A 26,500-nucleotide genomic window follows, 5' to 3' on the forward strand; every position below is an offset into this window, starting at 1 on the left:
TGAATTAATTTTGTGTAAATCATTAGCAAAACTAATAATGAATATTGCATTACATCATTTCAGGTTAGTTGATACCATTTCAAAAGAGGGTTCGCTGACCAAAGCGGCGAGCGCTTTACACCTAACTCAATCTGCCCTGAGCCACCAGTTAAAAGAGCTGGAGAAGGAACTGGATATAGAGGTGTTCCATCGCCAGGGAAAGAAGCTTCAGCTTACCGAAGTGGGCTACCGTTTCCTACGAAGTTCGGAAAAAATATTGGCCGAAATACGCACCCTTGAAGAGGATATTAACAACTATAAAAATGGCAAAACCGGCAAGCTCAATATCAGTATGCAATGCTATACGGCATACCACTGGTTGCCCGGCGTAATTAAGGACTTCAAGAGCCAATGGCCTGATATTAATATAAATATAGTTTCAGACGCAAGTCGCCGGCCGCTCGAATACCTCATGCGGGGCGACCTTGACCTGGGCATTGTGCGCACCCAAATGGTGAACACACAAATTGTTTACGAACCCATTTTTGAAGATCAACTTGTGGCCATTTTACCGGCCGATCATCCGCTGGCAAAAAAGGCAATTATTGACATCTGCGACTTCCAGGATCAGGAGTTAATCCTGGCACTTTATGACCCCTCATACCAGGAAACTCCGATCATCGAAACACTCATCCAGGAGCAGCATGTAAAGCCCAAAACATTGAACCGGATCCACTACACTGATGCCACTATTGAGATGGTAAATGCAGGCCTCGGAATAAGCGTTATGGCCGACTGGATTGTGAAACCATACCTACCCGGTAAACACATTGTTACAAAACCGCTGCACCATAGTATAGCAAAACGTACCTGGTATGCCGCTACCTGTAAGGATACACCGGCAATTCAGAACTTTTTGAGCTGCCTCAAGAACCATTTCTGCAAAACTGAGTTATTGTGCAATGATGCTGAAGAGGTTTCCGCTTACCCCGAACTGCGTGCGATATAGCCTGCTGATATTTTCAATATTTTTCATGAACGGCCTTCATGCACAGGTTGCATTAAGGCCGTTTCCGCAACATAGCCAGTATGCCACTGGCGCTATTAAACCTAATCACCTTAATCAGCAACAGCTGGATAAACAGGTAACCACTTTTTACGATCAGTGGAAACACCGGTATATAAAACCCGGCTGCGATAAAGGCCAGTTTTATGTTTGGTTTGAAAAACCAGGTAAAGAATGCGTATCCGAAGGGCAAGGCTACGGTATGGTGATTACCGCGCTGATGGCCGGATATGATAAGCAGGCCAAAACTACTTATGATGGGCTGTATAATTATTACAAAGCCCATCCGGCCAAAGCGTCCCCATACTTAATGGCCTGGGCCCAGCTAAAAAATTGTAAAAACCATGACAGGGACGCTGCCACCGACGGCGATATGGATATAGCCTACTCTCTCCTGTTAGCCGATAAGCAATGGGGAAGCAAAGGCCAAATCAACTATCTGCAGGAAGCAAAGAACATGATGGCGGCAATTATGCGATACGAGATCAATCCAAAAACGTTTTCTGTTTTGCTAAGCGATGGCAGTGACGGGGATAGTGAAGATTATTACGACATGCGTGCTTCTGATTTTATGCCGGCCAATTTCAAAGCATTTGAAAGCGCATCAAAAACCGGTAAATGGCAAAAAGCCATTGATAACAATTACCGTTTATTTGGCTATCTCCAAAAAACTTACAGCCCGGATGCGGGCCTGGTGCCTGATTTCATCAGAGGCATAAACGCTAAAGCCCGGCCTGCTCAACCCAACTACATGGAATCAAGGTACGACGGTTATTATAACTACAATGCCTGCCGGGTTCCATGGCGCATAGCAACCGATTATTTGTTGTATGGCGATAAACGTGCAAAGATGTTTGTTGATAAAATAAATCATTGGATCAGGCAAACTACTGATGGGAACCCTGATAATATTTCGGCAGGGTATACATTGGAGGGGAATGATATTAAAGGCAGGTATTTTGAAGCATTGAGTTTTATAGCGCCGTTTACGGTATCGGCTATGGTTGATCACGATAATCAACAATGGCTTAACAAAGTATGGGATTATCTTGTGGCTTTTAAACTGAAGGACTATGATTACTACGATAATACCATCAAGATGCTGGATATGATCATTGTGAGCGGGAATTATTGGAGGGTGGAATGAGTTGTTACATCGTAATTAATTAAGTAAATTTGATTATGCTTACAGTACAAGTAAAATTATCGGTAGAAGATATTATCAACTCCTTATCAAATCTGGAGGCTAAAGAAATTGATAAGCTTCAAAAAGCTATTGCCGACTTCAAAAACGATATCGCATTGCAACAATCGATAGAGAGGGGGCTTGAGGATGTCAAGAACGGAAGAATAACCCCAAATGATGTTGTAATGAATGAGATAAAAGCCCGGTATAACTATAATGGATGAATTTGAGATTTTCTGGTCGAGCGAAGCCAGAAAAACCTTTGTTGAAATTATAGAGTATTTAGACTACAATTGGACAATAAAAGAAGTCAATGATTTTATTTCGAGAACAGATTCCGTTTTAATAAAAATCAGGAAGAATCCGTTTTTATTTCAACAACGCAAAAATGATCCTTCAATAAGGCAGGCCGTACTTCATCCCAATGTTTCTTTGTTATATCGAATAACGGACGATCAAAAAGTTATATTTCTTCTTACTTTTTGGGATAACCGTCAAGATCCGGAAAGATTGAAATTAGAATAATATAGCAACGGCGATAAGAAAAACTTTGCGTCTTACTGCCTTTGCGTGAAATCTTAAAATCTTACTTAAACTCCAACAACATCTCTGCCGCCCTCAAACCACTTGTAAGCGCGGCCTCAACAGTACCCATAGCTGTACCTTCGTATAAATATTCACCTGCAAAAAATAGGGTATCGCCTATTGGATGGCTCAGGATCTTTCTTGCTTCTGCTGTTTCTGTGGTATCGTAGCTGTATGATCCGCGCGAAAATGGATCAACGGTCCAGTTGATCACATTCCAGGTGAGGAGTTTTTCCTTCAGAGTGGCGATATCTACCTTAAAAATATTGGAAATAGAACCAAGGGCTTCTATCAGCATATCTTCATCGCTGGTATTAACACGTGCAGCAGCAGGTGGCCCGCCAAGCCAACCAGTAAGCAGCGGGCGATGTACAGGCATCTGGGTCCACCAAACGGGTATGGCTTCATTTGAAAACAGGAAACCCATATCTTCCAGTTCGGCACCGGTCATTTGCCGGGTTTCGTCACTGTACCAAAATGCTTCATCAAACTCAAGTAACACTTTAATCACCGCCCCAAAGCCAAGCGATTTTAAGGCATTGATATAATAATCAATCGGTGGATCAAAACTCAGTGTGCCCTTCAATCCGACTTCGGCCTGTAAAATTCCAAGCGGTACGGCAACCAACAGTTGCCGGGCATGATAGGTTATCCCTATATCTGTGCTTACTGTAACATGATGTTTGCCCCAGTCAATATCTTTTGCAACGGCATTAAGATAAATATGCCCACCTGCCTGTTTAAACTCATTTGCCAAATAGCTGATTAACGTACAGTAACCTCCTTCTACACGGTATTGCGCATCCTCATGCTCATTTTGCCACTCTTTACGGATAGAAAAGGCACTGGCTTTTTTAGGATCGGCATTATCATATCCCGACACATAACCCTGTACCGATTCCCGGAGACCTGCATACTGCTCGCCAGAAAATTCCTGCTGCATGAACGCTTCAATGCTCATGTCATGCTTTAGTTGCATGATACTCTCCAGAAATTCATCCCAATGTTCAATAACATGCCCTTCGGCTATAAATTTCCCGTCATCATATCTCCACATGGAGGCGGAGGCAGGGGTATATTTAATGCCGGCTTCATTAAGCAAGCTTTGAGTTATGGGTAAATCGCCATGAATAAATTCGGCACCCAGTTCGGCAGGCTCCAGCGAAGTACCATGTTCAAGTGTATGAATGCGGCCGCCGAGCCGGTTTCGTCCTTCAAGCAGCACAACATTTTTACCTGCTTTGGCAAGCGTACGGGCAGCCATCAAACCTGCTGCCCCTCCTCCTAAAATAATTACATCTGTGTTTTCCATATGCAATATGCGTTCAGCAAGATAAGCAGATTTTTAAAGCTGCACCTGTACAGTAAGTCATTCTTAAACAAAATTTAACTTAGATATAAGCACGCAAAGGCGCGAAGCCGCTAAGAAAAAAACTTTGCGTCTTCGCGCCTTTGCGTAAATATTAAGTTAAAAAAAATTATTGCAATGCTATCACCTGCTTATCCAAATTCCAGCCTTCAAGCAATATCGTTGGTTTTACCGTTCCTAATTTGGCTACCGGAGCACTTACTGATACCGTGATGCTTTCATGTGGAGCGAGGGTAAAATAATTGCCTGTCCAATAGCTTGGCATTACCTCCTCACCGTTTTTCATCAATTGCGGGCGGACAAAGAATGCCAGTTGATTTGAATTATTGGTGAACTGCATAGTCCATTTATTTTCGCTCAATCCTTTTTCAGCTTTGACCACTTTACCCTGTACCTCTGCATGTTTCATATCGTTCAGTGATGTAAAATCATCAGTGGCCGATAACCAGTAAACATTATGTGACATAGTTTTGCCTGCGGCGTTAGTCAAGTTAAGTACCACGAAACTTACACCTTTTGTGGCGGCAAGTACGTCTTTGAACTGAATCACTTCCTTAACGCCGGTTTGTGCTAATCCTACATTGCCAACCTTTTCTGATTTTATCAGTTTACTGTTGATATCATAAATATCGGCCGTTGCGGTTAAACTGCCGGTTGCATGATGCGTACGGTTAATGATAGCTATCGACGAATTATCATAATTATACTGAATGTGAACAGGCTCGCAAGCATTTTGCATAGTATAGTAGCCTGCATTGGGTTCAAGATACCAATCGTAGATCTGCCATATTACACTTGGCAGGGCCGCATTTAGTTTCCAGAGCATTACACCACCGGTTTCGTTCAGTTTATGACCATCGGCCTCAAAAATACCCTGGTAGCCTACAGTGTTCATAAGTTGCATCTTGTCCGAGAAATTAACGATGCTGCTTGGTTTGCCGTACCTTTTGGCCATCTCCTCATAATACTTATCATATTTACCGGCTCCGGTTGCTGCGTCATGGTAGCCCCATGAATTATTAAGGGGGAAAGGCAAGTTGGTATCCCAAACCAGGTTAGGGATAATCTTTGGCAACGTGGTATACGGTGGTTGTGATGGAAGGCCGGTTTCGTCTTTAAATACCCAGTCCTTAGCATCATTCGCCAGCTTGTAGTAGTCTTTAGGGTCTTTCCATTCGTACGGGCCGCCGCTGTAAACGCCCGATGGCATCTCATCTGGCCATGATCCTTTCCAGCCTGCAGGCAATTTGGCAAAGCCCGACGAGCTTGGGATAAACGGACGCGTACCATCTAAAGTGATGATATCATTACGCATTACATCATATAACTCTTTACGGGCATGGCCTTCGTTACCGCCTGTCCATACCAACAAACTCGGGTGATTGCGGATGCGGTAGATGGTACTTTCTACGTTTTTGATGAACACGTTACCTTCCAGCGGCCAATCGGGTGAGCCTTTAAATTCGCCCTGGGTATCACCGGTGATCCAAAAGTCAGACCATACCATCTGGCCATATTTATCGGCAGCATTCCAGAAAGCATCGGGCTCGGTAACGCCACCGCCCCAAATACGTACCAGGTTAACATTGGCATTGCGGCAAAGGTGCATTTCATAATCATAACGGGCCGAATCGCGGTTTACCATCATATCCGGCACCCAGGCACCGCCTACCAAATGCACTACCTTACCATTTACATAAAACTTACGGCGCACAAAGCCATTAGCTGTAGTTTCGGCCTTAGAGGCCACCTTACGGATGCCGAATACGAAAGTGGTATCGTCACTCACCGTATTTCCTTCGGTGTATTGCAGGCGAATTCGGTACAGGTTTGCCTTGCCATAACCATTAGGCCACCATAATTTAGGCTGACGGATTACAAGTTGGCTAATCTTATCGGCATTTAATTCAACACCCTTTTCTGAACCACCGGATACGACCACAGGCTGACTAAACTGTACCGGCGCACCTACAAAGTTTTCAGGCTTGATACTAACGGTTAGCTTACCGCCGTGCGCTGTAGTAGTATTGTTGGTTAAGGTTAAGTTTAATGAAAGTTTAGCTACACCTGTGTCGGGCAGGTTCGGCAAATCAGTAACCAATTTTGGTCTGCCAATAGTTACCGCACCGGTAGTACGCAGAAAAACCGGCTGCCAGATGCCCATATTACGATCACGCACCGGCGGAATCCAGTCCCAGCCGGAAGAGCAAAGCATAGTTACATTTTTGCCGATATCGCCCGTTGGGCCGCCATTTTCATAAAACGGAGCGAGGGCTTTTAATTGTTCTTTTGCCGGATAGCCCGGATAATCGAGCGGGTAAATTTTTACGGCGAGGGCATTTTCGGCACCTGCTTTAATTGCATCACTTACATCCAGGTTATGTTCGGCAAACATGCCTGCCATTTGGGTGCTGTCGGCAATTTGTTTACCATTAAGCCATACAGCAGCGCGATAGTTGATCCCTTTAAATATCAGCTGGAAACGACGGCCTTTATCTGCGGCAGGCACTTTAAAAGTAGTGCGGTACCAGTATGGCTTTTTCCAGGGATTAGGGTCATTCGGTAAATGACTGTATTGTTCCAGGTTATATTCTTTGTTAAACTGATCGGATGCATCGGGGATCAACATGTTATTAAGCCCCTGGTATGGATCAGGATAAATATGGTTGGCCACCAGTCCGGTAAGTACCGTAGTTGGAACCTTTACAGGAAACCAATACACCGGCGAGTGATATTGCTTATTGGAGAGTTCGGTGCCGGAAGCACTTATCAATGCAGAGGATTGCAGATTAAAATTGCTTAATTTAACTTGTCTTACAACTCCTGATTGTGCCGATACAAAGGCTGGCAAAAGACAGGCGGCTATCAAACTTAAAGCAGAGCGGATACTTTTGTTCATTTAATATATCAATAAATAAGTGTGGTAAAACTACTTAACGTACGGCAAGATACAGCTGTACTTATTTATCAATTTGTGGTACAAATGATACGTTCTGGAGTTTCTATTTGATAGTGGACTATTATCCTCTTAATATTCCTGATGATAACTAACGCAAGAAAAGTAGATAGTAAGTATTTGTGAGAGCACAAACACCACGAATGCGGAAGCGTCTAAAAATATTTTTTACTTATGTATCGTTTTATTCTGCAGCACAATGATCGGTTCGTACAAATCCCAGTTGGGCTTATAATCCTTTTGATTCATGAGGCCCCGAGCCCCTACTGAAAAATTGCCCAAAACAAGGTCTGTATCACCATCTCCATCAATATCACCGGCCTCCATCGAAATCCACCGGCCTAATAAATTAACCGGAACCTCATGAACTTTAAACTTGCCGGGACTAACTTGCTCATGATAGGTAACACCTTCGGTAGGGTGATATTTATAATCAGGGAAGAAAGCGATCACGGCCAGATCAAGATCTCCGTCCTTATCAAAATCGGCGGCGATAGCTTTTGAGCAGCCGTTTATATGGTAGAAATAGGTTTGTTTAAATTTCCAGTTGCCCTGGTTGGTAAAAATGTAAACCCCGTGGTAAGGTTTAAATATGGGGGAATAATCGTTATTATCACCGCAGGTGTAAACTATATCAAGTTTACCATCGTGGTTAACATCCACCAACTGGAAACTGCTCGACCCGTAAACCGATGGGAAACGGATGATGTTCCTGGTAATAAAGCCGCCCTGTTTATCATTTAAGAACAGCCAGATCCCTTCATCGGCCTGGGCAAACAGACATGCAATATCAGGCCAGCCATCCCCGTTAAAATCTCTGGTATAAACTATTTCAGGCCCGGGAATTGCACGGATGATCTTTCTTTTAAAAGTATGGTTTGAGCGCTGCTGTAACAGGAACAAACCACCCCTGTCATGACCAAAGCCACAGCTTACATAATCCATCAGGCCATCTTTGTTAAAATCGGCCGCCGCACTTTTAACCGGCCGGGGCAGACTATCGGCCATTAAAGTGGTGTCTTTTGATTTCTTGTCGAGATTAATATGTGTTAATGTTCCTTTAAGCTGGTCGTTAGGTGGAAGGATGCCTATACAGGTAATAACAGCATTATTAGGTTCAGTTACCGATTGATAAAAGGTAGCATCCGTTATTGGGGAATGGAATTTTTTGACCAGGGTAGCTGCAAGGTCACCGTTCCAGCGGTAAAGCTTGTTGCCGGCATCACCCGTATAAAAGTGCTTATCAACGTCATTAAACTTAACCATGGTGGTCATGGCCTCACCCGATTTTGTATCGACATTAGCAGGCCTTTTCACCGAAAATATAGCCGAATCAATCACAGCATCTGGCTTGGGGATCTTTAGCTTTTTGGGCGAGGCGTACCGGTAATAAACAACAATCTTTGTCCAGTCGGCAAGTGAAAGCGTAGCCCTTGGCCCGGCCACATACTGATCCATAAAGGGGCGCATGCCAAGTTTCGCTCCCATAGCCGGTAGTATATACTTGTCCCATGTGGCACTATCCAGTAAAGAAGCATCCGGTGGTTCATGGCAACTTCCGCAATGTTGAAAGGCCGTTTTTTTTGCACCAGCTAAAAGCTCCTCGTCACTCGGTTCATTATCGCCGCAACTATTTAAAGCAGCCACGACAATAGCTGCGAATATCATAGTCAGTAATAATACCTTGCGTTTTATTATGCTTTCCCGTCCTGCTTTCCTCATTTACAACTTGGTATCGCTTTACTTTTTGGTGTGATTTTCGAGCACGATCAATGGCAGGTGCTGATCCCAATTGGGTTTAAAACCATCCTGGAACATAAAGCCATCGGCATAGTTACCTAACACCAGATCAGGTTTGCCATCTTTATTCAAATCTGTCACTTCCATACACATCCAGTGACCAAGGTTGCTAATTGGCAAGGCGTGGGGCTTAAAATCAAAAGGTTTACCCTGCTCAAAATAAACAAACTCTTCGGCAGGCATATTTTTCATATCAGCAAAGAAAGCTATCGTTGCAATATCGATATCGCCATCACCATCAAAATCAGCGGCAATGGCTTTTGTACAACCGTTTATAGGGTAAAACCAGCGTTGTTTAAAGCTCCAGTCGCCCGTATTGGTAAAAATGTATAAGCCGTGGTAAGGCTTCAGGATCCTCGAATCACGGTAGTTGTAGCCGCAGGTTAGTACCAGGTCAAGTTTGCCGTCATGATCCATATCAACCAATTGAAAACTGTTTGAACCATAAACCGGCGGAAAATGTAGCAGGTTCCGGGTTGTAAATCCTCCTTTTTGATCATTCAACAACAACCAAAGGCCTTCATCACCGCTCCCGGTTAACAGCATTACATCTGCCCAGCCATCGTTGTTAAAATCGCCGGCTAAAGCTTGTGCAGCGCCCGGCTTGTCATAAATGGTTTGTTGCTCATACGTATGATCCTTATTTTGCTTAAGCAAGTAAACGCCTCCTTTAAACTTGCCCTGACCGCAAACTACAACATCCTGCAAACCGTCCTTATTAAAATCGCCTGTTATTGTGCCAACAGGCCGGGGCAAATCAGATGCGATGTAAGTTTGTTCGTTATTAACATGCTGCGCATCAAGGTTCACTTTAACTACTTTACCATTCGGAAAATCAACCGGTGCCATACGCCCAATACATGCGAAAAAGCCTATATTATTCCCGATACTGTCCTTGTCAAAACTAACCCCAACTGCGGCTGATGGAAATTTGGCGAGGGAGTCCATTTTTAAATTACTATCCCAGGTATACAATTTTTCATCCACAGCGTCGGCACTGTACATACGCCCTGTAGCTGCATTGACAGCAAGCATGGTAGTAAAAGCGGTATAACTTACCGGTGCAGGCTTTTTAAGTATAAAGCCAGCCCAATCATTTATTAATGGAATGGGCTTTTTAGCCGGCAGCAAGGTGTCGGGTGCTGCTTTTTTATAATAATCTAAAATGGCCGTCCATTCTGCAATAGTGGCGCCTGTAGTATCAAGCGGATTATCCTTATAGTATGACGAGCCCCCGTAAGTTGAAATATGCAGCAACGGCGCCATATTAACCAGCGTGTGGTTAAGCCAAACATCCTTAGGTAATGCATCAACAGGCACTAACGAGTGGCAGCGGGTACACTTTAATTGTACCAGGTTTTTACCATCAACTATCACATCGCCGGTAAATTTATAAGGTTGATATGCCGGTTTACGCTTGCAGCTATTGATGAGCGTTAAACCGGCTAATAATGCAGAAAATGAAAAAAGATATGATATGGTTAATACGCTTTTTTTAAAATTCATAAAATAGCTAACCTCTTATTTTTTAAGTTTTAATTTTTTCCAGATGTATTCACCTACCTGTCTGCCCTGTACAGCACCCTGATTAACGCTGTTGCGGAAGTGGATTCCGCCGTAAAACCTGCTTATTGAAGTTTCGTCGGCAGCTTTCAAAAATGAGTCGAAATGGCGCTGCATGCCTATGTAACGCAGATCGCTGGTATCCTGGTAGGCAAAATTATCGCCAAATAGATGCGTAAGCACCACCGCCGAGGCCCCACTGATATCGCTGTGCCCGCTTGGATACTCGGGGAATGGGGGCGTTTGCAGCATAGGCAACCAGTCGTGATCAATTTTATCATTGATGATGGTTACCGGTCTTATATAATTAGTTTCATATTTAACCTGCCAGCCGCAAATAAAGGCATCATACAAAGCTATTGAAGTAAGTGCATAAGCCTGGGCTGTTTTTACAACATCAGCATGGGTTTGCTTACAAGCAATAGCTGTTATACCAATCCAATGGCCACCAGGAGTGATTTTTTTATTGGCAAACATCATGTGGCCGTTGTGCTGAATCACAAAGGGGTTATCATCCCAAAAACGAGCAATCTCTGCCTGTTGTGGTGTGATATGCTTACTCAGGTCATATACCTCCTGGGTTTGCTTAAAATACTCACTGTTTTTATCCTCGCTAAAAGGAGGCGGGGGCGGCAATGGAAACATGGTCGAGGTATCAACCGCGAAGGTGTGCATCGTACCCCAGCAAAACTCAACAGCATCCAGGTAATCAGGAGGTGTAGGATGCCAGTTGCCGGGATTATCATTACCCAAAAACCTTGGCTTGCCGCGGGTTTGGGGATAATTATCAACCGCTGCTCTTTTCAAAATGTACTTACCTATCTTTTCGCCAAATGCCATTGAGCGGGCATAGGTTGAATCATCAAGATTATCTTTATACATGGCATAAACTTTAGCCTCATACTTTTTGAGCGAATCGATAGAAAAGGTAACCTTATGAGCTACCGCAAAAAACGCCGATGTAGCTGCGAGCGTGTAATTATATTTTACCCCAACCTGCGGCTGAGGCGGCTTACCAAAGCCCCTTAGCTGTGCGGTAATTGAATTATAATCAGGGCTTTGATAACGTAGCGCTTCATATGCTGCCAGCGTGGCATATCCATAAATACGACTTGAAACCGGGGGACTGAATACATCATAAATAATAACCTGCGTAAGCTGATCAACGTTGTTATGAATAACATCAGCATCTTTCATCATCGGTATCTTTTTAGGCTTACTTCCGCAACCTAAAACAAGGGCACAACCTGCAACGGCTATAAATATCTTAAAGCATCTCATTTATAATAGTTTAATTAATTGGTACATTACGTTGATGGCCAAAACTGTCGGTTACAGTTATCGATGCCATGTTATCATCAATATTAATGAATCTGCCCGATTGAGACAAGAAAGAATTACCATTGTAAAACTCCTGTTTGGCAATTTTGCCATTCTTGTATTTTATGGTTGCAAATGCATCGAGTGGCTGCAGGCCATACGTTTTAACCGGCCTTTTCAGCTCAAATAATTTCATCCTGTCACGATTTTGAGTAGCCGCCAAAAGGTAATTACCCCTGGCCCCTTTAAGTTTCACCAAAGCTTTGCCATCTCCGGGAATATAAATACCGCTTTGCATAATACTGAGTGGTTTAAAGCCGCCCTTGCCATCACCTTTTAATAATAAACCGTTAAAAGCATCGTAACGACCCGTTGCAACCTCGGTGCCGTAATCATTGCCATTCAGCGCAACATCCAGGTTGCCATCCCCATCAAAATCATCAACAGTAATGCCGCATAGTTCAGACATTTGTGCTTCAACCGGCAATGGAACGACAGTAAATTTACCACCGCCGTCGTTACGTAAATAAACCGATTGCAGGTAGTTCACTTTTAAGCGTAATGCCCCCTCACGCATTTTTGGGGTTATCACCGAATCCATTGTTGCGGTTGCAAACGACCGGTAATTCTGGAACCTGATACGCATACTGATCATTTGCTTCACAATATCATCGCGGCCAAAAGCCGGGAACTCCTGTAGCTTACCATCCTGATCTTTCAGAAAAACAGAAGGGAAGGCGTCATAGCTGCCATTGTTGTCAAAATCTTTAGCGGTAATATAAATCGGGTATTGATCGGTTGCTTTATAAAAAGTATTCAAACCCGTATTGCCCACAATGTAATCCGTATCGCCGTCGTGGTCAAAATCTCCGGAGGCAATGGTATTCCACCAGCCAAGCTTATTTTCGACGCCGGTGCTTTGCGTTACATTTTTGTACATGCCATGATCGTTTTTAAGGAAGGTGATCGGCATCCATTCGCCTGTAAGGATGAGGTCGGGCCAGCCATCGTTATTAAAATCGGTAAAGGCGGCATCACAAACCAGGCCTATTTTATTCAATTCTTTGGCTACTGATGCAGATACATCGGTAAATTTTATAACACCATTCTTGCTATCGTTACGCAAAATAAAACTTGAAACCGGCTTAGGGTAGTTCCAGGGATTTACACGACCAGATATAAACAAATCCATTTTGCCGTCGCGGTTTATATCAGCTGCTTTTACACACAGTTTACTGGTGAGGTTTTTAGGCAGGGCTTCAGGTTGCAGTTTAAAGTTCCCCTTACCATCGTTAACATAAAGCCTGTCCTGGTAGTTTGACGAACCGGACTCACTTTCATACCCGCCACTGGCTATATAAAGATCAAGGTCACCATCGCCATCTGCATCAAAAAGCAGCATACCTTCATCCTTGACCCTCACAGGCGATACCATATGCGCCATATCATTAGGATTACCAACCTGGGTAATAGTTTTGGGCTGAGGTACCAGGTCGCGCTGAATAAATTTGCCGCTGGCTTGCTGCAGTAATAATTGAGCTGGATATTTGGTAGTACCGCCTACCACCATATCATCAAAACCATTCCCGTCTACATCGCCTACTGCTATCGCCGGCGCATATTCCGACAGTTTATGCGGAAGCAGTTTCTGAACATTAAAGTCGATATAATCCTGATCATTATGCTTATAGGTTATGCCTGCCGATTGAGTGACATCTTTAAACAGGGCAGTGTTATCTACCGAAGGCTGTTTATTGCTATAATCAAGCTTAGCATCGCCAATTTTAACCTGGAGAATTTGATTGGTTTTAACATTGGTTAGCACCTGTTTTTTACCGTTATCCCAGCGTATCACCACCGAATCGAGTTGAGATATGTTACCCAGGCCAAAGTGGGCGATATCCTGTATGGTTGATAAATAACCACGGTAAGGTGTATTTTCATAATATTGATGTTTGCCATGATCGTAATAAATATCTGCAAAAGCACCAAGGCCGCTCAGGTTTTTGGGGCCGCCATGAAATTGTATATGTAAGTAGTTACTACTGTTAATTGCACTTTTACGGGAGGTGTTTTTATAGATGAATGCTTCGTCATTGATATTGTTAATAACCATATCCATGGTGCCGTCGTTATCCAGATCGGCATAGGCACATCCGTTTGAAAACGAGGGAGCACCAAGTCCCCAGCTTTGGGTTACATCTTCAAACTGCACACCATTGGTATTACGGAAAGCATAATTAGGTATTTTTACTATCGGAATCTGGTCAAGCACCTGTTGGGTTGACGCGACCGAATAGGCCATTTGCCTGAACGTTATAAAATCATGATCGGTTACATCGCGCGGATAACCGTTAGTTATTACAATATCGCGATACCCGTCATTATCAAAATCGGTTATCATAGGTCCCCAGCTCCAGTCTGTTTGTCCAACACCACTTAAAAAAGCCACATCGCTGAATGAGGGGTCGCCAATAGAATCATTACCGCCAATTCGCGGGCCGTTGTTTAATTGTAAAGTATTGCGGGTGTACTGGTATTGATATTGATACCTGTCGAAATTTTGAAATATCTGGTAATTGTTGGGCGGCATGAACATCTTTTTACGGTAGTTATCCTCGGGATTCATGTCAACCTCAAAAACATCGGCAAGGCCATCGTTGTTCACATCCTCAATATCCTGCCCCATAGAGCTGAAGGCGGTGTGCTTAAAATAATCCTTCACTTTATCAGTAAAAGTACCGTTGCCATTATTAATATATAAAATATTATCGGTCAAAAAGTCGTTGGTTACATAAATGTCTTTCCATCCGTCGCGGTTAATATCCACTATGGTAGCTGCGTGACCATAGCCTTCGGTACCAATGCCTGCCTGTTTTGATACATTGCTGTAAACCGGGTGTTTTAGTGCAGCATCCCAGTCGCAGCGGTAAAGCTGTCCGGTGCTTCGGTGACTTCCATTAGTAATTATTGGTCTGAAAGTACTCTGGTTGTCTCCCGCTACAGCTTCATTAACGGTTAGGTACATATCCAGGTCGCCATCGTTATCATAATCAAAAAACGAGGCCATGGTTGAGTGGAGCTTCACATTAAGGCCATATTCCTTAGCCATTTCTTTAAAGCGGGGTACGCCGCCCTTTCCTATCCCCTGGTTTACATAAAGCAGGTTAGTGCGCTTAACCGAATCATCAAGCAAAGTATAGCACACATATATATCCATAAGGCCGTCGTTGTTAATATCAACAACAGCCACTCCCCTGCCCCAGCCGCCACTGCCGCCAACACCTGCTGCTGATGTAGCATCCTCAAACTTCATATCGCCTTTGTTAAGGTATAGCTTGTTTGAGGTAGTATTAGCAACAAAGTAGATATCCTGCAGGCCATCATTATTAAAATCGCCTATGCCCACACCGCCGCCATTATACAGGTTAAGTTTGGTAAGCGGATTTATGGTATCATTTTCAACAATTTTATTATTAAAGGTAATACCGGAGTGCGAAGAAGGAATCTGTTCAAAAAGTGTAGCTTTTTTACAGGCACTAAATAAAACGGCAACCAGGCATATAAGGGGAAGGGCGTACTTCATTATTGATTAGTAAGCTATAAAAAAAGGTGGAGATAACTATCTCCACCTAAAGTTAAATATTTAAAATCAATGGTTAATTAATAACCAGGATTTTGTTTTAACACACCTTGTCCGGTTGAGGCAGACAAATCAATCTCACTTTGCGGAATTGGATAGTATTCGTTTCTACCTTTGGTGAAATGAGCACCTTTTAGCTGTAAGTTGATATTGATATCATATGCAAAGAAAGCATTGATCTCATCAGCCATGCTGCCGGTACCCTGATCCCAGCGTTGTAAGTCGAAGAACCGCTGCCCTTCCATCGCTAATTCCAATTTACGTTCAAAATGGATAGCTGTGCGGGCATAGTTTTTATCGGCAAATGCACCTGCAGGATAAGTTTTAATCAGATAATTATCAGCCGGAGTAGTTTTAACAGTATACTCAGATTTTGATGGATCATAAGCTGAATTTTTGTAAACCCACCAGGTAGTGCCGGCTGCGCGGGTACGCACGAGGTTAACATATTCAAGCGCTTTATCTGTGGTGCCAGCTTCTACTTCGGCTTCAGCAGCCATTAAAAGAACATCGCTCCAACGCATTAAGTTCACATTATTTGAGGTAACCTCGTTAGCAGCCCAATAGTTTTCAGTACTTGAATTAGTTCCTTTTTCCGCAGATGAATAAACATTTTTACGTGGGTTAAATACACCATCTGTAGGGTCACGGATCCAGGCAGCCGGAGGATTACCCCAGTCAAGATACGGAACATTGGGACGCCCCATTGTAATATCAATACGGGGGTCGACTGTACCGGTATATGGATTAGTTTTCCCGCTAACTAATTGACCATTATTGAAAGTAGTAAATAGCGGCAAACCGTTAGCATCGGTTTTAAATGAGTTTGCTAACGACTGAGATGGGTTAAACCAACCGCAGCAAGCGCCGGGGCCGCCGGTATATGGAAAGTTAAGCTCATCACCTGTATTACCGTTGTTACCGCCAGAGTTATCGTTAACCGAGGCCTGTGCAGCGAAAACTGATTCAGGGCTGTTTTTTTGAGCAGCCTGAGGGCTAAAGTTTCTTTGAAAGTTAACATTCAAAGCAAACTTATTTCCATCCCCCTTTACGCCGTTAGTAATCAGGTCTGTAAACAGGGTCCTTGCTTCAGCAAATTTGTGCTGAAACATTTTGGCTTTAGCCAAGTATGCAACTGCTACCCATTTGTTAGCGCGCCCTTTCTGAGCCTGTGTAACAGGAATATTATCAATACCGGCCTGCAAATCAGCTTCTATATTTGGCCATATATCTTTATCATTAGGCAAGTTGTAATTGGTGACGTTTTCATCAACATAAGGGATCATGTTGTACATTTTTTTGAGCTCCATATAATAATACGCTCTTAAAAATTTAGCTTCACCAGTTATCCTTTTAACATCATCAGCGCCAATATCCTTTGCAAGGGCCAACGTACGCAAAACGTCATTTGCACGAGCAACACCATCAAAGCACAAGGTATATTTTGAAGTGATATAAGGATTTGAGTTTGCCAAAGTAAAGTTACCTACAGGTAAAGCATCATTACCACCATCAGATGGCTCAGAACCTTTGTAAGCATCACCCGCTGCCACACTACCAAATAACCAGTTAGACCCCGCTGCGTTAATACCACCGCCACGACCGCCTACACCGTCAAGTAATGAATAAGTGCCTATCAGCAAACTCTCAACACCAGTTTTATTTGCCACGATGCTCGGGCTTAATGAGCGTTGTATAGGCCTGTTCAAAATATCCTTTTGACAGGCGTAAACCATACACACTAACAATACTGTTAATGGTACAATTACTTTAATGTTTATTTTTTTCATAACTTTTATGATAATATAACTATTAGAATGTTGCGTTTACACCAACGTTATAAATTTTCTGATTTGCAGGGTAGTTACCGAAATCAATTCCAAAGCTGGTGTTATCCTGTAAATTTGAATTTTGAAGTTCGGGGTCTAAACCTTTGTATTTTGTTATGGTAAATAAGTTATTGGCTAATAAATATACCCTTATTCTATTGATACCTAAACTTTTAATTTTTGACTGAGGGATAGTATAGCCTAATGTCAATGATTTAAGTCTTAAGTAAGATCCATTTTCAACATAAAATGAGTTGAATACGCTCGAAGTACTTAAGTTTGCATTTCTACTTAATTGAGGTACAGTTGCATGGCTGTTATCAGCACCTTCGCGCCAAACATTGGGACCTAAAATGTCGGCACTTACGTTGCCGTTAAACACCTGAGGGAAATAAGTCCAGTATTTAATATAATTAACTACTTTATTACCGTAAGTACCGTAGAAGAACGCGTTAAAGTCGAAACCTTTGTAGCTTGCTCCTAAGGTTAAACCACCCGTAAATTTAGGATTAGGATTGCCTATAAACGTCCTGTCCTTATCATCAATGGTGCCGTTATGGTCTACATCCACATATCTGAATGTACCAGGTGCTTTCCCAGGCTGAGCTGGCGCAGCATCAACTTCGGCCTGGTTTTGGAATAAACCAGATACCTGATAACCAAAAAACTCACCTACAGGTTGACCTGGCTGTAACCTAACGAAATTTTGCAAACGGGTTGAGCCGCTACTATTGTAATCTTTGTATTTCGAACCGCCACCTAAAGAAACCATCTTATTGCTATAATGGCTAAAATTTAAACCGATGTCATATTTTAACCCATTACCTGCTACCCCATGGTAACCAAAATCGATATCAATACCTTTGTTTGTGATGTTACCACCGTTAACATATGGAGCAGCTGCACCGCCTTGCGAAGCATATAAAGAGGAAGGAAATAATAAGCCTGATATATCCTTTTTATACAACTCTACAGACAATGTAAACTTATTGTTAATGAAAGTAGCGTCAAAACCAACGTTAGTTACTTTATCAGTTTCCCAAGTTGTTGACTCATTTCCTATCTGTGATTTATACAAGCCTGTTACAGTTGAATTACCTGTACCAGTAATATCATAGTTTGCATTACCATTCGATTGTGCATATAACGAATAAGCGTTACTTTGTTGCTGGTTAACACCTGACAATGATCCTAATGAACCGTAACCTCCCCGAATTTTAAAATCGTTTAACCAGCTTACATTTTTCAGGAAATTTTCTTTTGAGATACGCCAAGCACCGGTAATTGATGTAAATGTACCATATTGGTGGCCCGGTGCAAAGAAAGATGAACCGTCATGACGAACTATACCGCTTACATAGTATTTTTCGTCATAGTTATAGTTGACTTGCCCAAATTGTGAATACAATGTATTGTTGTAAAGTTGATCAACACCATTGGTTGGGGTACCCGTACCGTTTGCAACAGTGACGTAGTTAGGATCATAGCTTAAGTTGTAAGTAGTGTTACCTGCTCTTATACCACGGCCATAGTTTGTAATAGCCTCAGTTGCAACGAATGCTTTAATACTGTGCTTGCCAAATTGCTGGTTGTAGCTTAACTGGTTTGTCCATGTATATGAGCTGTTATAACCTGCAACCTCTGTAAAAGAGTTGTTGGTAGTGTTACCTTCCGAATTCTCGTAAGCAGTTGGGGTGAAGAAATAATAATAATAGTTATCTACCGTGCCACCAAATTGCGTACGGACGGTAAAATGCTTCAGGAAATCAACTTCAGCAAAAATATTACCGGTAATATCCCAGTTATTATTTCTGTTGTTTCTCGTACGCTCCTGAACGGCAACCGGGTTACTTGAGTTACCTAACGAACCAGGACGTGTACCTGCGAAGTTACCCATAATATCGTAAACCGGAATTATTGGTGGTTCACGATAGATGTATGAAATACCATTACCCTCGTTTTGGTTATTGCTCACATTAGGGTTCCTTTTATAAAAGATATAAGCGTTTTCACCAACACGTATATTTTTCCCAATATTGAAGTTGGTGTTTATCCTTGATGAATAACGTTTGATGTAGGTATCAATAAGGGTACCTTGTTGGTTATAGTAGCCAACCGAAAATAAATAAGTTGATTTTTCGCTACCGCCACTTGCTGTAATGTTGTGGCTTTGAATAGGAGCTGGTTTAAACACTTCGTGAAACCAATCAGTACCTACTTTATTGGCTCTGGTAATATTGTTTACACCAAGCTTATCAGTGGCACTGGTAGCGTTAGGCGCAAGACGATTAGGATCCAAGGGGTTCCCATTTAGTGGATTAAGGTTGTACCAATCAGCTGTAGTCCCTAAATCACCAACGCGTGCACCTGCTGGTTGAATAAAATCTGGAATAGTCCAGGTGCCGGTATTTTTAGGATCAAACTGAGTGTTTGTGGTAAGTGCACTTGAATTTTTATATGATTCATAAACAGCCTGCATATAAGTTTGGGTACCAGCAAGCTTAAAACCATCCGCAAGAGGCCTTTGGGTACCATACATACCGTCATAAGTTATAGTAGCAACACCCGATTTACCTTTTTTAGTTGTTACCACAACCACACCGTTTGAACCACGAACACCGTAAACAGAAGCAGCGCCTGCATCCTTCAACACCTGGATCGATTCAATGTCGTTAGGATTAACGTTATCAAGATTACCCTGGGTACCGTCAATAATCACCAGTGGAGCTGTACTATAAATAGAGCTGATACCACGGATATTAACCGATGTTCCGCCGCCAGGGTTACCAGAGTTGGTAACAGTTACACCTGCCGCCTGGCCCTGAAGTAAAGAAGTAGTGTTACCAGAAGGTACGGTTTTTAAACTTGCGACGTTAACCACCGCCACCGAACCGGTAATATCCTTTTTACGTTGCGATCCGTAACCTGTTACCACAACCTCATTAAGAGTGCTGCTGCCAGATTGTAACGTGATACGCAGATTTACATCAGTTCCTACTTTAACTTCGGTACTTTGATAACCGATGTAGGTAACTACCAGGGTATTGCCCGGGCTTAGGGTTAAGGTGAAATCACCGTTAACGTCAGTCACAGTACCAGTACTTGTACCTTTGACGCGTACGGATGCGCCAACCACAGGAAGTTTATCGTCCGAACCGATAACCTTACCTTTGTACTTTGTTTGTGCTGTAACTACCAATGAAGACACCAGGCAGCATAGCAGCAAGCCCAGGAATCTTCCTTTTAGGAGTAAACTTTTAAACATGAGATTGAGATTTAGTTGATTAATATATTTGATTTAAGCTTTTAAGTCGATAATTGGTATTGCTAAGTTTTAAAATAGAAAATTGCACACTTGCGGGTAGCCTGTTTGAACTGAGCGATTGTGAGATAAGCTCTGTTAAACAGATTAATGGAAGATGAAGTGTTGGAAAATAAAAAATGTAAAAGTTTTATCATATGAACTTCTCTCGTATAATTTTTTTAAACTTTTTTTATCCGTGTAATCACCTTTTTTATGCTCCCGCTACTGAAGCAACATTAAAGTTAAAATGTTATAATAATATTAGATTTTGAACGATTTCTGTCAAAACAGAAATTTATATTGGCTATGGAACTAATGTAATTAGTGTGTACTGTATACACAAGTAAAATAGGCAGATTTACAAATTAATTATTTATAGGTCTATTTCTCCGATAAAATTACAAATTGAGACCACTTCGTTGATATATTGATAACACATGGCCTATTTTTTTAAAAATATCGTATTGTAAAAGTATTGCTATTATTCTGTAACAGGTGCGAAAAAGTTGTTGAAACAACAAATATTAACCCAGCCAAGCCGTTATCTTAAATATTTTGCCTTGGATTTAATGTGCCGGACCTCCCTGGTATAAGTTACCAAAGTGTTAAAATATCATCATACTTTACATATACTGTCAGGCCAACATTTATTATTAATTGCTCAATAATAAATGTTAAATATACATTTACGCAAGCAGCGCTTTTCAAACAATAAATGTTCAGATTACATTTATTACAATCGATTTCACCTCAAAAACACAGCATTTTACCCGCTTTTTTTCAAAACAAAACAGCACCGGCAAATCTACTTACCGGTGCTGTCAAGATATTTTTGCATATCCAAAAATATCTTTTCTTTTTTAACCAAGTGCTAAAAATGTATTATACTTTAAATGGCATTATTTAGCCCACCAAACTGATGCGTTGTGCGTATTGGCCGAATTTGTTCCTATTTCAACCACAAATTCGCCGGGTTCCCAGTCATACTTAAGCTGACTGTTGTAAAATTTCAATTGTTCGGGAGTAATATTAAAAGTTACCTGTTTTGAGCCGCCTGGCTGAAGGCTTATTTTTTGATAGCCTTTAAGCTCTTTTACCGAGCGACTGATGCTTGCCACAGGATCACTTATATACAACTGAACCACTTCTTCGCCTGCATATTTACCTGTGTTTGTTACGGTGACTGTAGCTGTTAAAGTTTCATTACCTTTTAATTTGTTTTTGCTTACAGTAACTGCGCTGTAACCAAAGGTAGTATAGCTTAAGCCGTAGCCAAACGGATAAAGAGGATCGTTCGAAATATCAAGATAATTTGACCTGAATTTTGATGGGCCGCCGCCGTATGGCCTGCCCGTGTTTTTGTGGTTATAATATATAGGTATTTGCCCTACGCTACGCGGGAAGGTAGCAGTCAATTTACCGGCCGGATTATAATCGCCGAACAGTACGTCAGCAATAGCGTTACCGGCTTCGGTGCCGGGCGCCCAAACGTCAAGTATCGCGTTAGCATGCTTATCTTCCCAGGTTAAGGTAAGCGGACGACCGTTAAACAGCACAATCACCATTGGTTTGCCCAATTTTGAAAGTTCCTTCAGCATGTTTTTCTGGCTTTCGGGAATATCTATATCCGAACGGCTTGACGATTCACCCGACATACTTTGCGATTCGCCAACCACAGCCACAATCACATCCGATTTTTTGGCAGCCTCAACCGCTTCTTTTAATAGCTCGTCCGCCGGTTTTGCATCTAAAGAAACCATACCGGGGCCAAAGTTCAGTCTTTTAATGAACAGACTATCCTCTGTAATATTAGCACCTTTAGCGTAGTTAATGGTAACATTATTACCCGCTACATTTTTGATACCTTCCATTACGCTTACCGATTTTTGCCATTCGCCGGCAATAACCCAAGTACCCAACATATCCCGGTGATTATCGGCCAGCGGGCCTACCAATGCAATACTGCCGCCTTTTTTAAGCGGAAGTGTCTGATTATCGTTTTTTAATAATACAAAAGAGTGTTTAGTGATTTCCCGTGCAGCAGCGCGGTTCGCAGTCGATAACTCTTCTTTAGCTTCCTTACCGGCATCCATCGATTTGTAAGGATTATCAAACAAACCTAATTTATACTTAGCTTCCAATACACGCCGGCAAGCCAAATCAATTTCCTGCTGGGTTATTTTCTTTTGTGCAAGCGAGTTTTTCAACGTTTTCAGGAAACCCTCTCCTACCATATCCATATCCAAACCAGCTTTCAGGGCAAGAGCAGATACCGTTTGCAGGTCGCCGAGGCCATGATCTGTCACCTCGTTTACCGCGGTATAATCAGATACCACGAAACCTTTAAAGCCCCATTGTTTTCTTAACAAATCAGTTAATAACCATTGATTAACTGTTGCAGGTACACCATCAACAGTATTGAACGAACTCATGAAACTGCCTGCACCCGCATCAACTGCTGCTTTATACGGCGGCAGGTAATCCTGGTACATTTTTATACGGCTCATATCAACCGTATTATATTCACGGCCGGCTTCTGCACCGCCGTAAAGTGCAAAGTGCTTAACGCAAGCCATCACAGCATCAGCATCTTTCATGCTCCTGCCCTGGTAACCTTGTACCATAGCCTTTGCTACTTGCGAACCATACCATGGATCCTCTCCCGAGCCTTCAGAAATGCGGCCCCAACGCGGGTCGCGGGCAATGTCAACCATTGGCGAAAACACCCAGTTCAAACCTTCGCCGGTTGCTTCTTTTGCTGCAATTTGTGCCGATTGTTTGATCAGGCCCATATCCCAGGTAGCTGACATACCCAACGGGATGGGAAAAATAGTACGGTGACCGTGGATCACGTCCAAACCAAATATAAGCGGAATGTGCAGCCTTGAGTTTTTAACGGCTATATCCTGGACCTGGCGGGTTTGCTTAGTGCCCCATACACCAAATACCCCACCAATTGATCCTTTTCTAATATTTTCTTCAACACCTTTATTTACTACCGATCCTGTTGTTGCCGCCCCGATGGTTACCAGATTAAGCTGCCCTATTTTTTCATCAAGGGTCATTTTACTCATCAGGCCCTTTACATAGGTGTGCATTTTCGCATCTTCGGTTTTAGCCTGCGCCAGCGCCTTGTTAAAGGGCGTCAATGCAACGCAAAATGGCATCACGACTATGACAAGCCGGCTTGAAAAATACTTTTTCATTTTTTAATTTTTTTGGGTAGTAAATAATTGGTTAACAAATATGACTAATAATCAGGGCATTTCATTGTACCCTTAAATATTTTTGATGATTTTTAAAGCGATATGCTATGGCATCCTGCATAGTGTATTAAGTACACAATTGTAAATATTATAATTAAAAAATCAAACTTTATTTGTACAATAGCGCAAATGTTAAGTAAACAGCAACTTATAGAGTACAGCGAAGAAGCCCGTAAAAACTACGTGAACCACATTTCTATTGATTGTGTTGTATTTGGATTTCATGAAGGGCAAATGAAAGTGCTGTTATTAAAAACCCATAATGAAGAAAAGTGGTATCTGCCCGGCGGCTTTGTGCTTAAGGAAGAACCGATAGACAACGCCGCTGTAAGGATACTACAGGAGCGTACCGGTTTGGATAAAATATTTTTGCAGCAATTTCGTGTATTTGGCGATCCTGACCGTTCAAAGGTTCATAATGATATGTATGCCGATATGCTGCCTAAAGAACAAAACTGGTTTTCGGGCCGGTTTATATCCATAGGATACTATGCACTGGTTGATTTTTTTGGTGTTATGCCTCACCCCGATCAGTTTTCGGAGCTTTGTGCCTGGCGCGACCTAGACGATATGCCTGAAATGCAGCTCGACCATGAAAAGATCTATAAAGGCGCTTTAGACGCCTTACGCCTGCAGCTTAACTATCAGCCGATAGGCTATAACCTCATGCCCAGGGAATTTACCATGCCCGAGCTGCAAAAATTATATGAAACCATTTTAGGCAAAAAGCTTGACAGGCGTAACTTTCAGCGTCGTATATTAGGCTTCGGCATCTTGAACCGGTCTGAAGAACCCCGCAAAGGCGGCGCCCATAAAGCGCCATACCTGTATTCGTTTGATATGGAAAATTACCGTAATGCTTTAACCGAAGGGTTTAAGGGCGGATGGTAATTAATGCAAAAGAGCAATAGCTTACGCCGCAGCTATCGCCCTCTTCAATGTAAAGTAAAACGTACTGCCTGAGCCTATTTCGCTTTCAACATTGATCTTCCCCGCCTGGGCTTCAATAAAATCTTTGGCAATAGCAAGGCCCAGTCCGGTGCCGCTTTGCTCAGATGTGGCATTTGGTACTTTAAAATAGCGCTCAAACAAGCGGGGCAGGTATTGACCTTCAATACCTTTGCCATGATCAGTAACTGAAAATTCGATCTCGTCATTCTTGTGCTTTTTAACTACCAGTTCAACGGTTGATTTTTCATGACTATATTTTATAGCGTTAGAAAGCAGATTGATGAGCACCCAGGTGGTTTTATCCAAATCGGCGTGTACTTTGGGGAGACTTTGATCGCATTTCACCTTAATATCCACCTGCTTCTGATCGGCAATAAACTTGATGGCCTTCACCGCGTAATCAACAATATTTTGAGGATGTGTGCTGCCAAAGTTCAGCTGCAGCTTGCCGGTTTCAACCTGGGCCATATCCAGTAATTCACCGGTAATAAGCAGCAACCTGCGGGTGTCCTCGTCAATATTGGTGATCAATTGGCGCTGTTCGGAGTTTACCTCTCCAATACGTTCATCTTCCAATAGCTTCAGGCTCATTTTTATGGATGAGATGGGTGTTTTCAACTCGTGTGATATGGTTGCGATGAAATTTGTTTTGGCCTCGTCAAGTTGCTGGTATTCGGTGATGTTTTTCAGGATAATCACCTTGCCTATCACTTTATCCCTGCTGCTTACTGATAATGATTCGCGGGAGTAAAAACCTTCGCGCTCATCAGCAAAGATCCGAAGCTTTGCCTGGTCATTAACAAGCAGCTTGCGCATCAGGTCATTTTCGATAGCAATATCTGGCGCGTATTTACCGTTGAGCTGATCTGGCTTCATGCCGATCAGGTTGCAGGCTACCTGGTTGGCAAAAATGATAACACCTTTTTCGTCAAGACCAATAATGGCATCATGCATGGAATTGATAATAGTTTCAATCCGCTTTTTCTCAAACAGGATACTGGCCAGGTTACTGTTTTCAAACTCATCAAGCTTGCGGGTCATGTTATTAAAAGCCTGGCCCAGTTCGCCAAACTCATCGTCCGACTCAAAATGAATCTGCTGATGGTAGTTTTTGTTTGATACCTCTTTAATACGGGCCGTAAGCTCCTTAATTGGGTTGGCGATGTATCCCGGGAAATTAACCGCGAAACTGAATGCCACCAAAAACAAAAACGCACCTAAAAATGCTACCAGCAACGACCCTCGTTTTGAAGTTGTGTTAGCTATATCATTCTTTCGTGCGATGGCATCCATGTTGAGCTTCATTATTCCATATACCTGCTTGTGCAGGCGATTGCGTAAGTCGTCTTCGGTTATTTTATTATTAGGTTCCTGCGTTAAACGTTCAAAAATAGCACGCAAAGAATCTGTAAGCTGCAGCTCACCTACCTCTGTGATATTGTGCTCCTGCAATACCAAATTGTCATTTATCTTTTTTTGTTGGTCGGCCGATAGTTTGTCGGTGCGCAAATCAATAGCCGTAAGTATATTTTGCATATACTTTACTGTTTTATAGTTATCTTTTAATACGGCCCCCGCGTCGACAGATAGCCGGTTTAGGAAATATATCGACATTCCGCAGCAAATTATTGCCAGTACAAACAGGAAACCTATTCCTGCCCGGAGTTTATTTTTTATAGTCAT

At 42.4% G+C, this 26,500-nt stretch carries 15 protein-coding genes; 5 read left to right on the forward strand and 10 right to left on the reverse strand.

Going from position 1 to position 26,500, the window contains the following annotated elements:
- Window positions 1-37 precede the first annotated feature (37 nt).
- From MusilaSJ_RS09185 to MusilaSJ_RS09200, 4 genes are read left to right on the forward strand one after another with little or no spacing between them, the layout of a single operon-like run.
- Complete coding sequence (locus MusilaSJ_RS09185) at window positions 38-988, forward strand: LysR family transcriptional regulator (RefSeq protein ID WP_274989686.1); 951 nt, start codon at window positions 38-40, stop codon at window positions 986-988.
- Window positions 989-1,013: 25 nt separating this feature from the next.
- Window positions 1,014-2,192 (forward strand): family 8 glycosyl hydrolase, encoded by a 1,179-nt coding sequence (locus MusilaSJ_RS09190; protein ID WP_274989687.1) that lies wholly within the window; start codon window positions 1,014-1,016, stop codon window positions 2,190-2,192.
- Window positions 2,193-2,227: 35 nt separating this feature from the next.
- Entirely contained in the window at window positions 2,228-2,455 is a 228-nt protein-coding gene (locus tag MusilaSJ_RS09195) for a hypothetical protein (RefSeq protein ID WP_274989688.1), read from the forward strand.
- Window positions 2,448-2,756, forward strand: a complete 309-nt coding sequence (locus MusilaSJ_RS09200; RefSeq protein WP_274989689.1) for a type II toxin-antitoxin system RelE/ParE family toxin — start codon at window positions 2,448-2,450, stop codon at window positions 2,754-2,756. Before MusilaSJ_RS09195 ends, MusilaSJ_RS09200 begins: the two co-directional genes overlap by 8 nt.
- A gap of 61 nt (window positions 2,757-2,817) precedes the next feature.
- Here MusilaSJ_RS09200 and MusilaSJ_RS09205 read toward each other — a convergent pair whose 3' ends face one another.
- From MusilaSJ_RS09205 to bglX, 9 genes are all read right to left on the reverse strand, one after another.
- Window positions 2,818-4,134: a flavin monoamine oxidase family protein gene (locus MusilaSJ_RS09205; RefSeq protein ID WP_274989690.1), complete on the reverse strand. Its 1,317-nt coding sequence runs from the start codon at window positions 4,132-4,134 to the stop codon at window positions 2,818-2,820.
- 160 nt (window positions 4,135-4,294) lie between these two features.
- Window positions 4,295-7,084: a glycoside hydrolase family 2 protein gene (locus MusilaSJ_RS09210; RefSeq protein ID WP_274989691.1), complete on the reverse strand. Its 2,790-nt coding sequence runs from the start codon at window positions 7,082-7,084 to the stop codon at window positions 4,295-4,297.
- Window positions 7,085-7,309: 225 nt separating this feature from the next.
- Window positions 7,310-8,863, reverse strand: coding sequence for an FG-GAP repeat domain-containing protein (locus MusilaSJ_RS09215; protein WP_274989692.1), 1,554 nt, complete (start codon window positions 8,861-8,863; stop codon window positions 7,310-7,312).
- An 18-nt stretch (window positions 8,864-8,881) separates the two neighbouring features.
- Window positions 8,882-10,447 carry an FG-GAP repeat domain-containing protein gene (locus MusilaSJ_RS09220; RefSeq protein ID WP_274989693.1) on the reverse strand — a complete coding sequence of 522 codons (1,566 nt, stop codon included), beginning with the start codon at window positions 10,445-10,447 and terminating at the stop codon, window positions 8,882-8,884.
- 15 nt (window positions 10,448-10,462) lie between these two features.
- On the reverse strand, window positions 10,463-11,785 hold the full coding sequence (locus tag MusilaSJ_RS09225) for a vanadium-dependent haloperoxidase (RefSeq protein WP_274989694.1): 1,323 nt from the start codon (window positions 11,783-11,785) through the stop codon (window positions 10,463-10,465).
- A gap of 10 nt (window positions 11,786-11,795) precedes the next feature.
- A complete protein-coding gene (locus tag MusilaSJ_RS09230; protein WP_274989695.1) occupies window positions 11,796-15,410 on the reverse strand; it encodes a VCBS repeat-containing protein in 3,615 nt (1,204 codons plus the stop codon).
- A gap of 77 nt (window positions 15,411-15,487) precedes the next feature.
- On the reverse strand, window positions 15,488-17,257 hold the full coding sequence (locus MusilaSJ_RS09235) for a RagB/SusD family nutrient uptake outer membrane protein (protein ID WP_274989696.1): 1,770 nt from the start codon (window positions 17,255-17,257) through the stop codon (window positions 15,488-15,490).
- Between the two features lie 22 nt (window positions 17,258-17,279).
- On the reverse strand, window positions 17,280-20,561 hold the full coding sequence (locus MusilaSJ_RS09240) for a SusC/RagA family TonB-linked outer membrane protein (protein WP_274989697.1): 3,282 nt from the start codon (window positions 20,559-20,561) through the stop codon (window positions 17,280-17,282).
- Window positions 20,562-21,499: 938 nt separating this feature from the next.
- A complete protein-coding gene (bglX, locus tag MusilaSJ_RS09245) occupies window positions 21,500-23,806 on the reverse strand; it encodes a beta-glucosidase BglX (RefSeq protein ID WP_274989698.1) in 2,307 nt (768 codons plus the stop codon).
- A 189-nt stretch (window positions 23,807-23,995) separates the two neighbouring features.
- Here bglX and MusilaSJ_RS09250 point away from each other — a divergent pair, with 189 nt between their 5' ends.
- The gene (locus MusilaSJ_RS09250; RefSeq protein WP_274989699.1) at window positions 23,996-24,757 is read left to right on the forward strand and encodes an NUDIX hydrolase; all 762 of its coding nucleotides are present in this window, start codon (window positions 23,996-23,998) and stop codon (window positions 24,755-24,757) included.
- Window positions 24,758-24,778: 21 nt separating this feature from the next.
- On the opposite strand, the gene MusilaSJ_RS09255 is transcribed toward MusilaSJ_RS09250, so the two are convergent.
- On the reverse strand, window positions 24,779-26,500 hold the full coding sequence (locus MusilaSJ_RS09255; RefSeq protein WP_274989700.1) for a HAMP domain-containing sensor histidine kinase: 1,722 nt from the start codon (window positions 26,498-26,500) through the stop codon (window positions 24,779-24,781).

Source organism: Mucilaginibacter sp. SJ (assembly GCF_028993635.1).
Classification (GTDB): Bacteria; Bacteroidota; Bacteroidia; order Sphingobacteriales; family Sphingobacteriaceae; genus Mucilaginibacter.

What these genes read in the sequence shown, in the direction of transcription:
- MusilaSJ_RS09220 (WP_274989693.1), bottom strand. Translation starts at nt 10,447, where the DNA reads ATGAATTTTAAAAAAAGCGTATTAACCATATCATATCTTTTTTCATTT.
- MusilaSJ_RS09210 (WP_274989691.1), bottom strand. Translation starts at nt 7,084, where the DNA reads ATGAACAAAAGTATCCGCTCTGCTTTAAGTTTGATAGCCGCCTGTCTT.
- MusilaSJ_RS09215 (WP_274989692.1), bottom strand. Translation starts at nt 8,863, where the DNA reads ATGAGGAAAGCAGGACGGGAAAGCATAATAAAACGCAAGGTATTATTA.
- MusilaSJ_RS09225 (WP_274989694.1), bottom strand. Translation starts at nt 11,785, where the DNA reads ATGAGATGCTTTAAGATATTTATAGCCGTTGCAGGTTGTGCCCTTGTT.
- MusilaSJ_RS09255 (WP_274989700.1), bottom strand. Translation starts at nt 26,500, where the DNA reads ATGACTATAAAAAATAAACTCCGGGCAGGAATAGGTTTCCTGTTTGTA.
- MusilaSJ_RS09235 (WP_274989696.1), bottom strand. Translation starts at nt 17,257, where the DNA reads ATGAAAAAAATAAACATTAAAGTAATTGTACCATTAACAGTATTGTTA.
- MusilaSJ_RS09185 (WP_274989686.1), top strand. Translation starts at nt 38, where the DNA reads ATGAATATTGCATTACATCATTTCAGGTTAGTTGATACCATTTCAAAA.
- MusilaSJ_RS09200 (WP_274989689.1), top strand. Translation starts at nt 2,448, where the DNA reads ATGGATGAATTTGAGATTTTCTGGTCGAGCGAAGCCAGAAAAACCTTT.
- bglX (WP_274989698.1), bottom strand. Translation starts at nt 23,806, where the DNA reads ATGAAAAAGTATTTTTCAAGCCGGCTTGTCATAGTCGTGATGCCATTT.
- MusilaSJ_RS09240 (WP_274989697.1), bottom strand. Translation starts at nt 20,561, where the DNA reads ATGTTTAAAAGTTTACTCCTAAAAGGAAGATTCCTGGGCTTGCTGCTA.
- MusilaSJ_RS09190 (WP_274989687.1), top strand. Translation starts at nt 1,014, where the DNA reads ATGAACGGCCTTCATGCACAGGTTGCATTAAGGCCGTTTCCGCAACAT.
- MusilaSJ_RS09195 (WP_274989688.1), top strand. Translation starts at nt 2,228, where the DNA reads ATGCTTACAGTACAAGTAAAATTATCGGTAGAAGATATTATCAACTCC.
- MusilaSJ_RS09250 (WP_274989699.1), top strand. Translation starts at nt 23,996, where the DNA reads ATGTTAAGTAAACAGCAACTTATAGAGTACAGCGAAGAAGCCCGTAAA.
- MusilaSJ_RS09230 (WP_274989695.1), bottom strand. Translation starts at nt 15,410, where the DNA reads ATGAAGTACGCCCTTCCCCTTATATGCCTGGTTGCCGTTTTATTTAGT.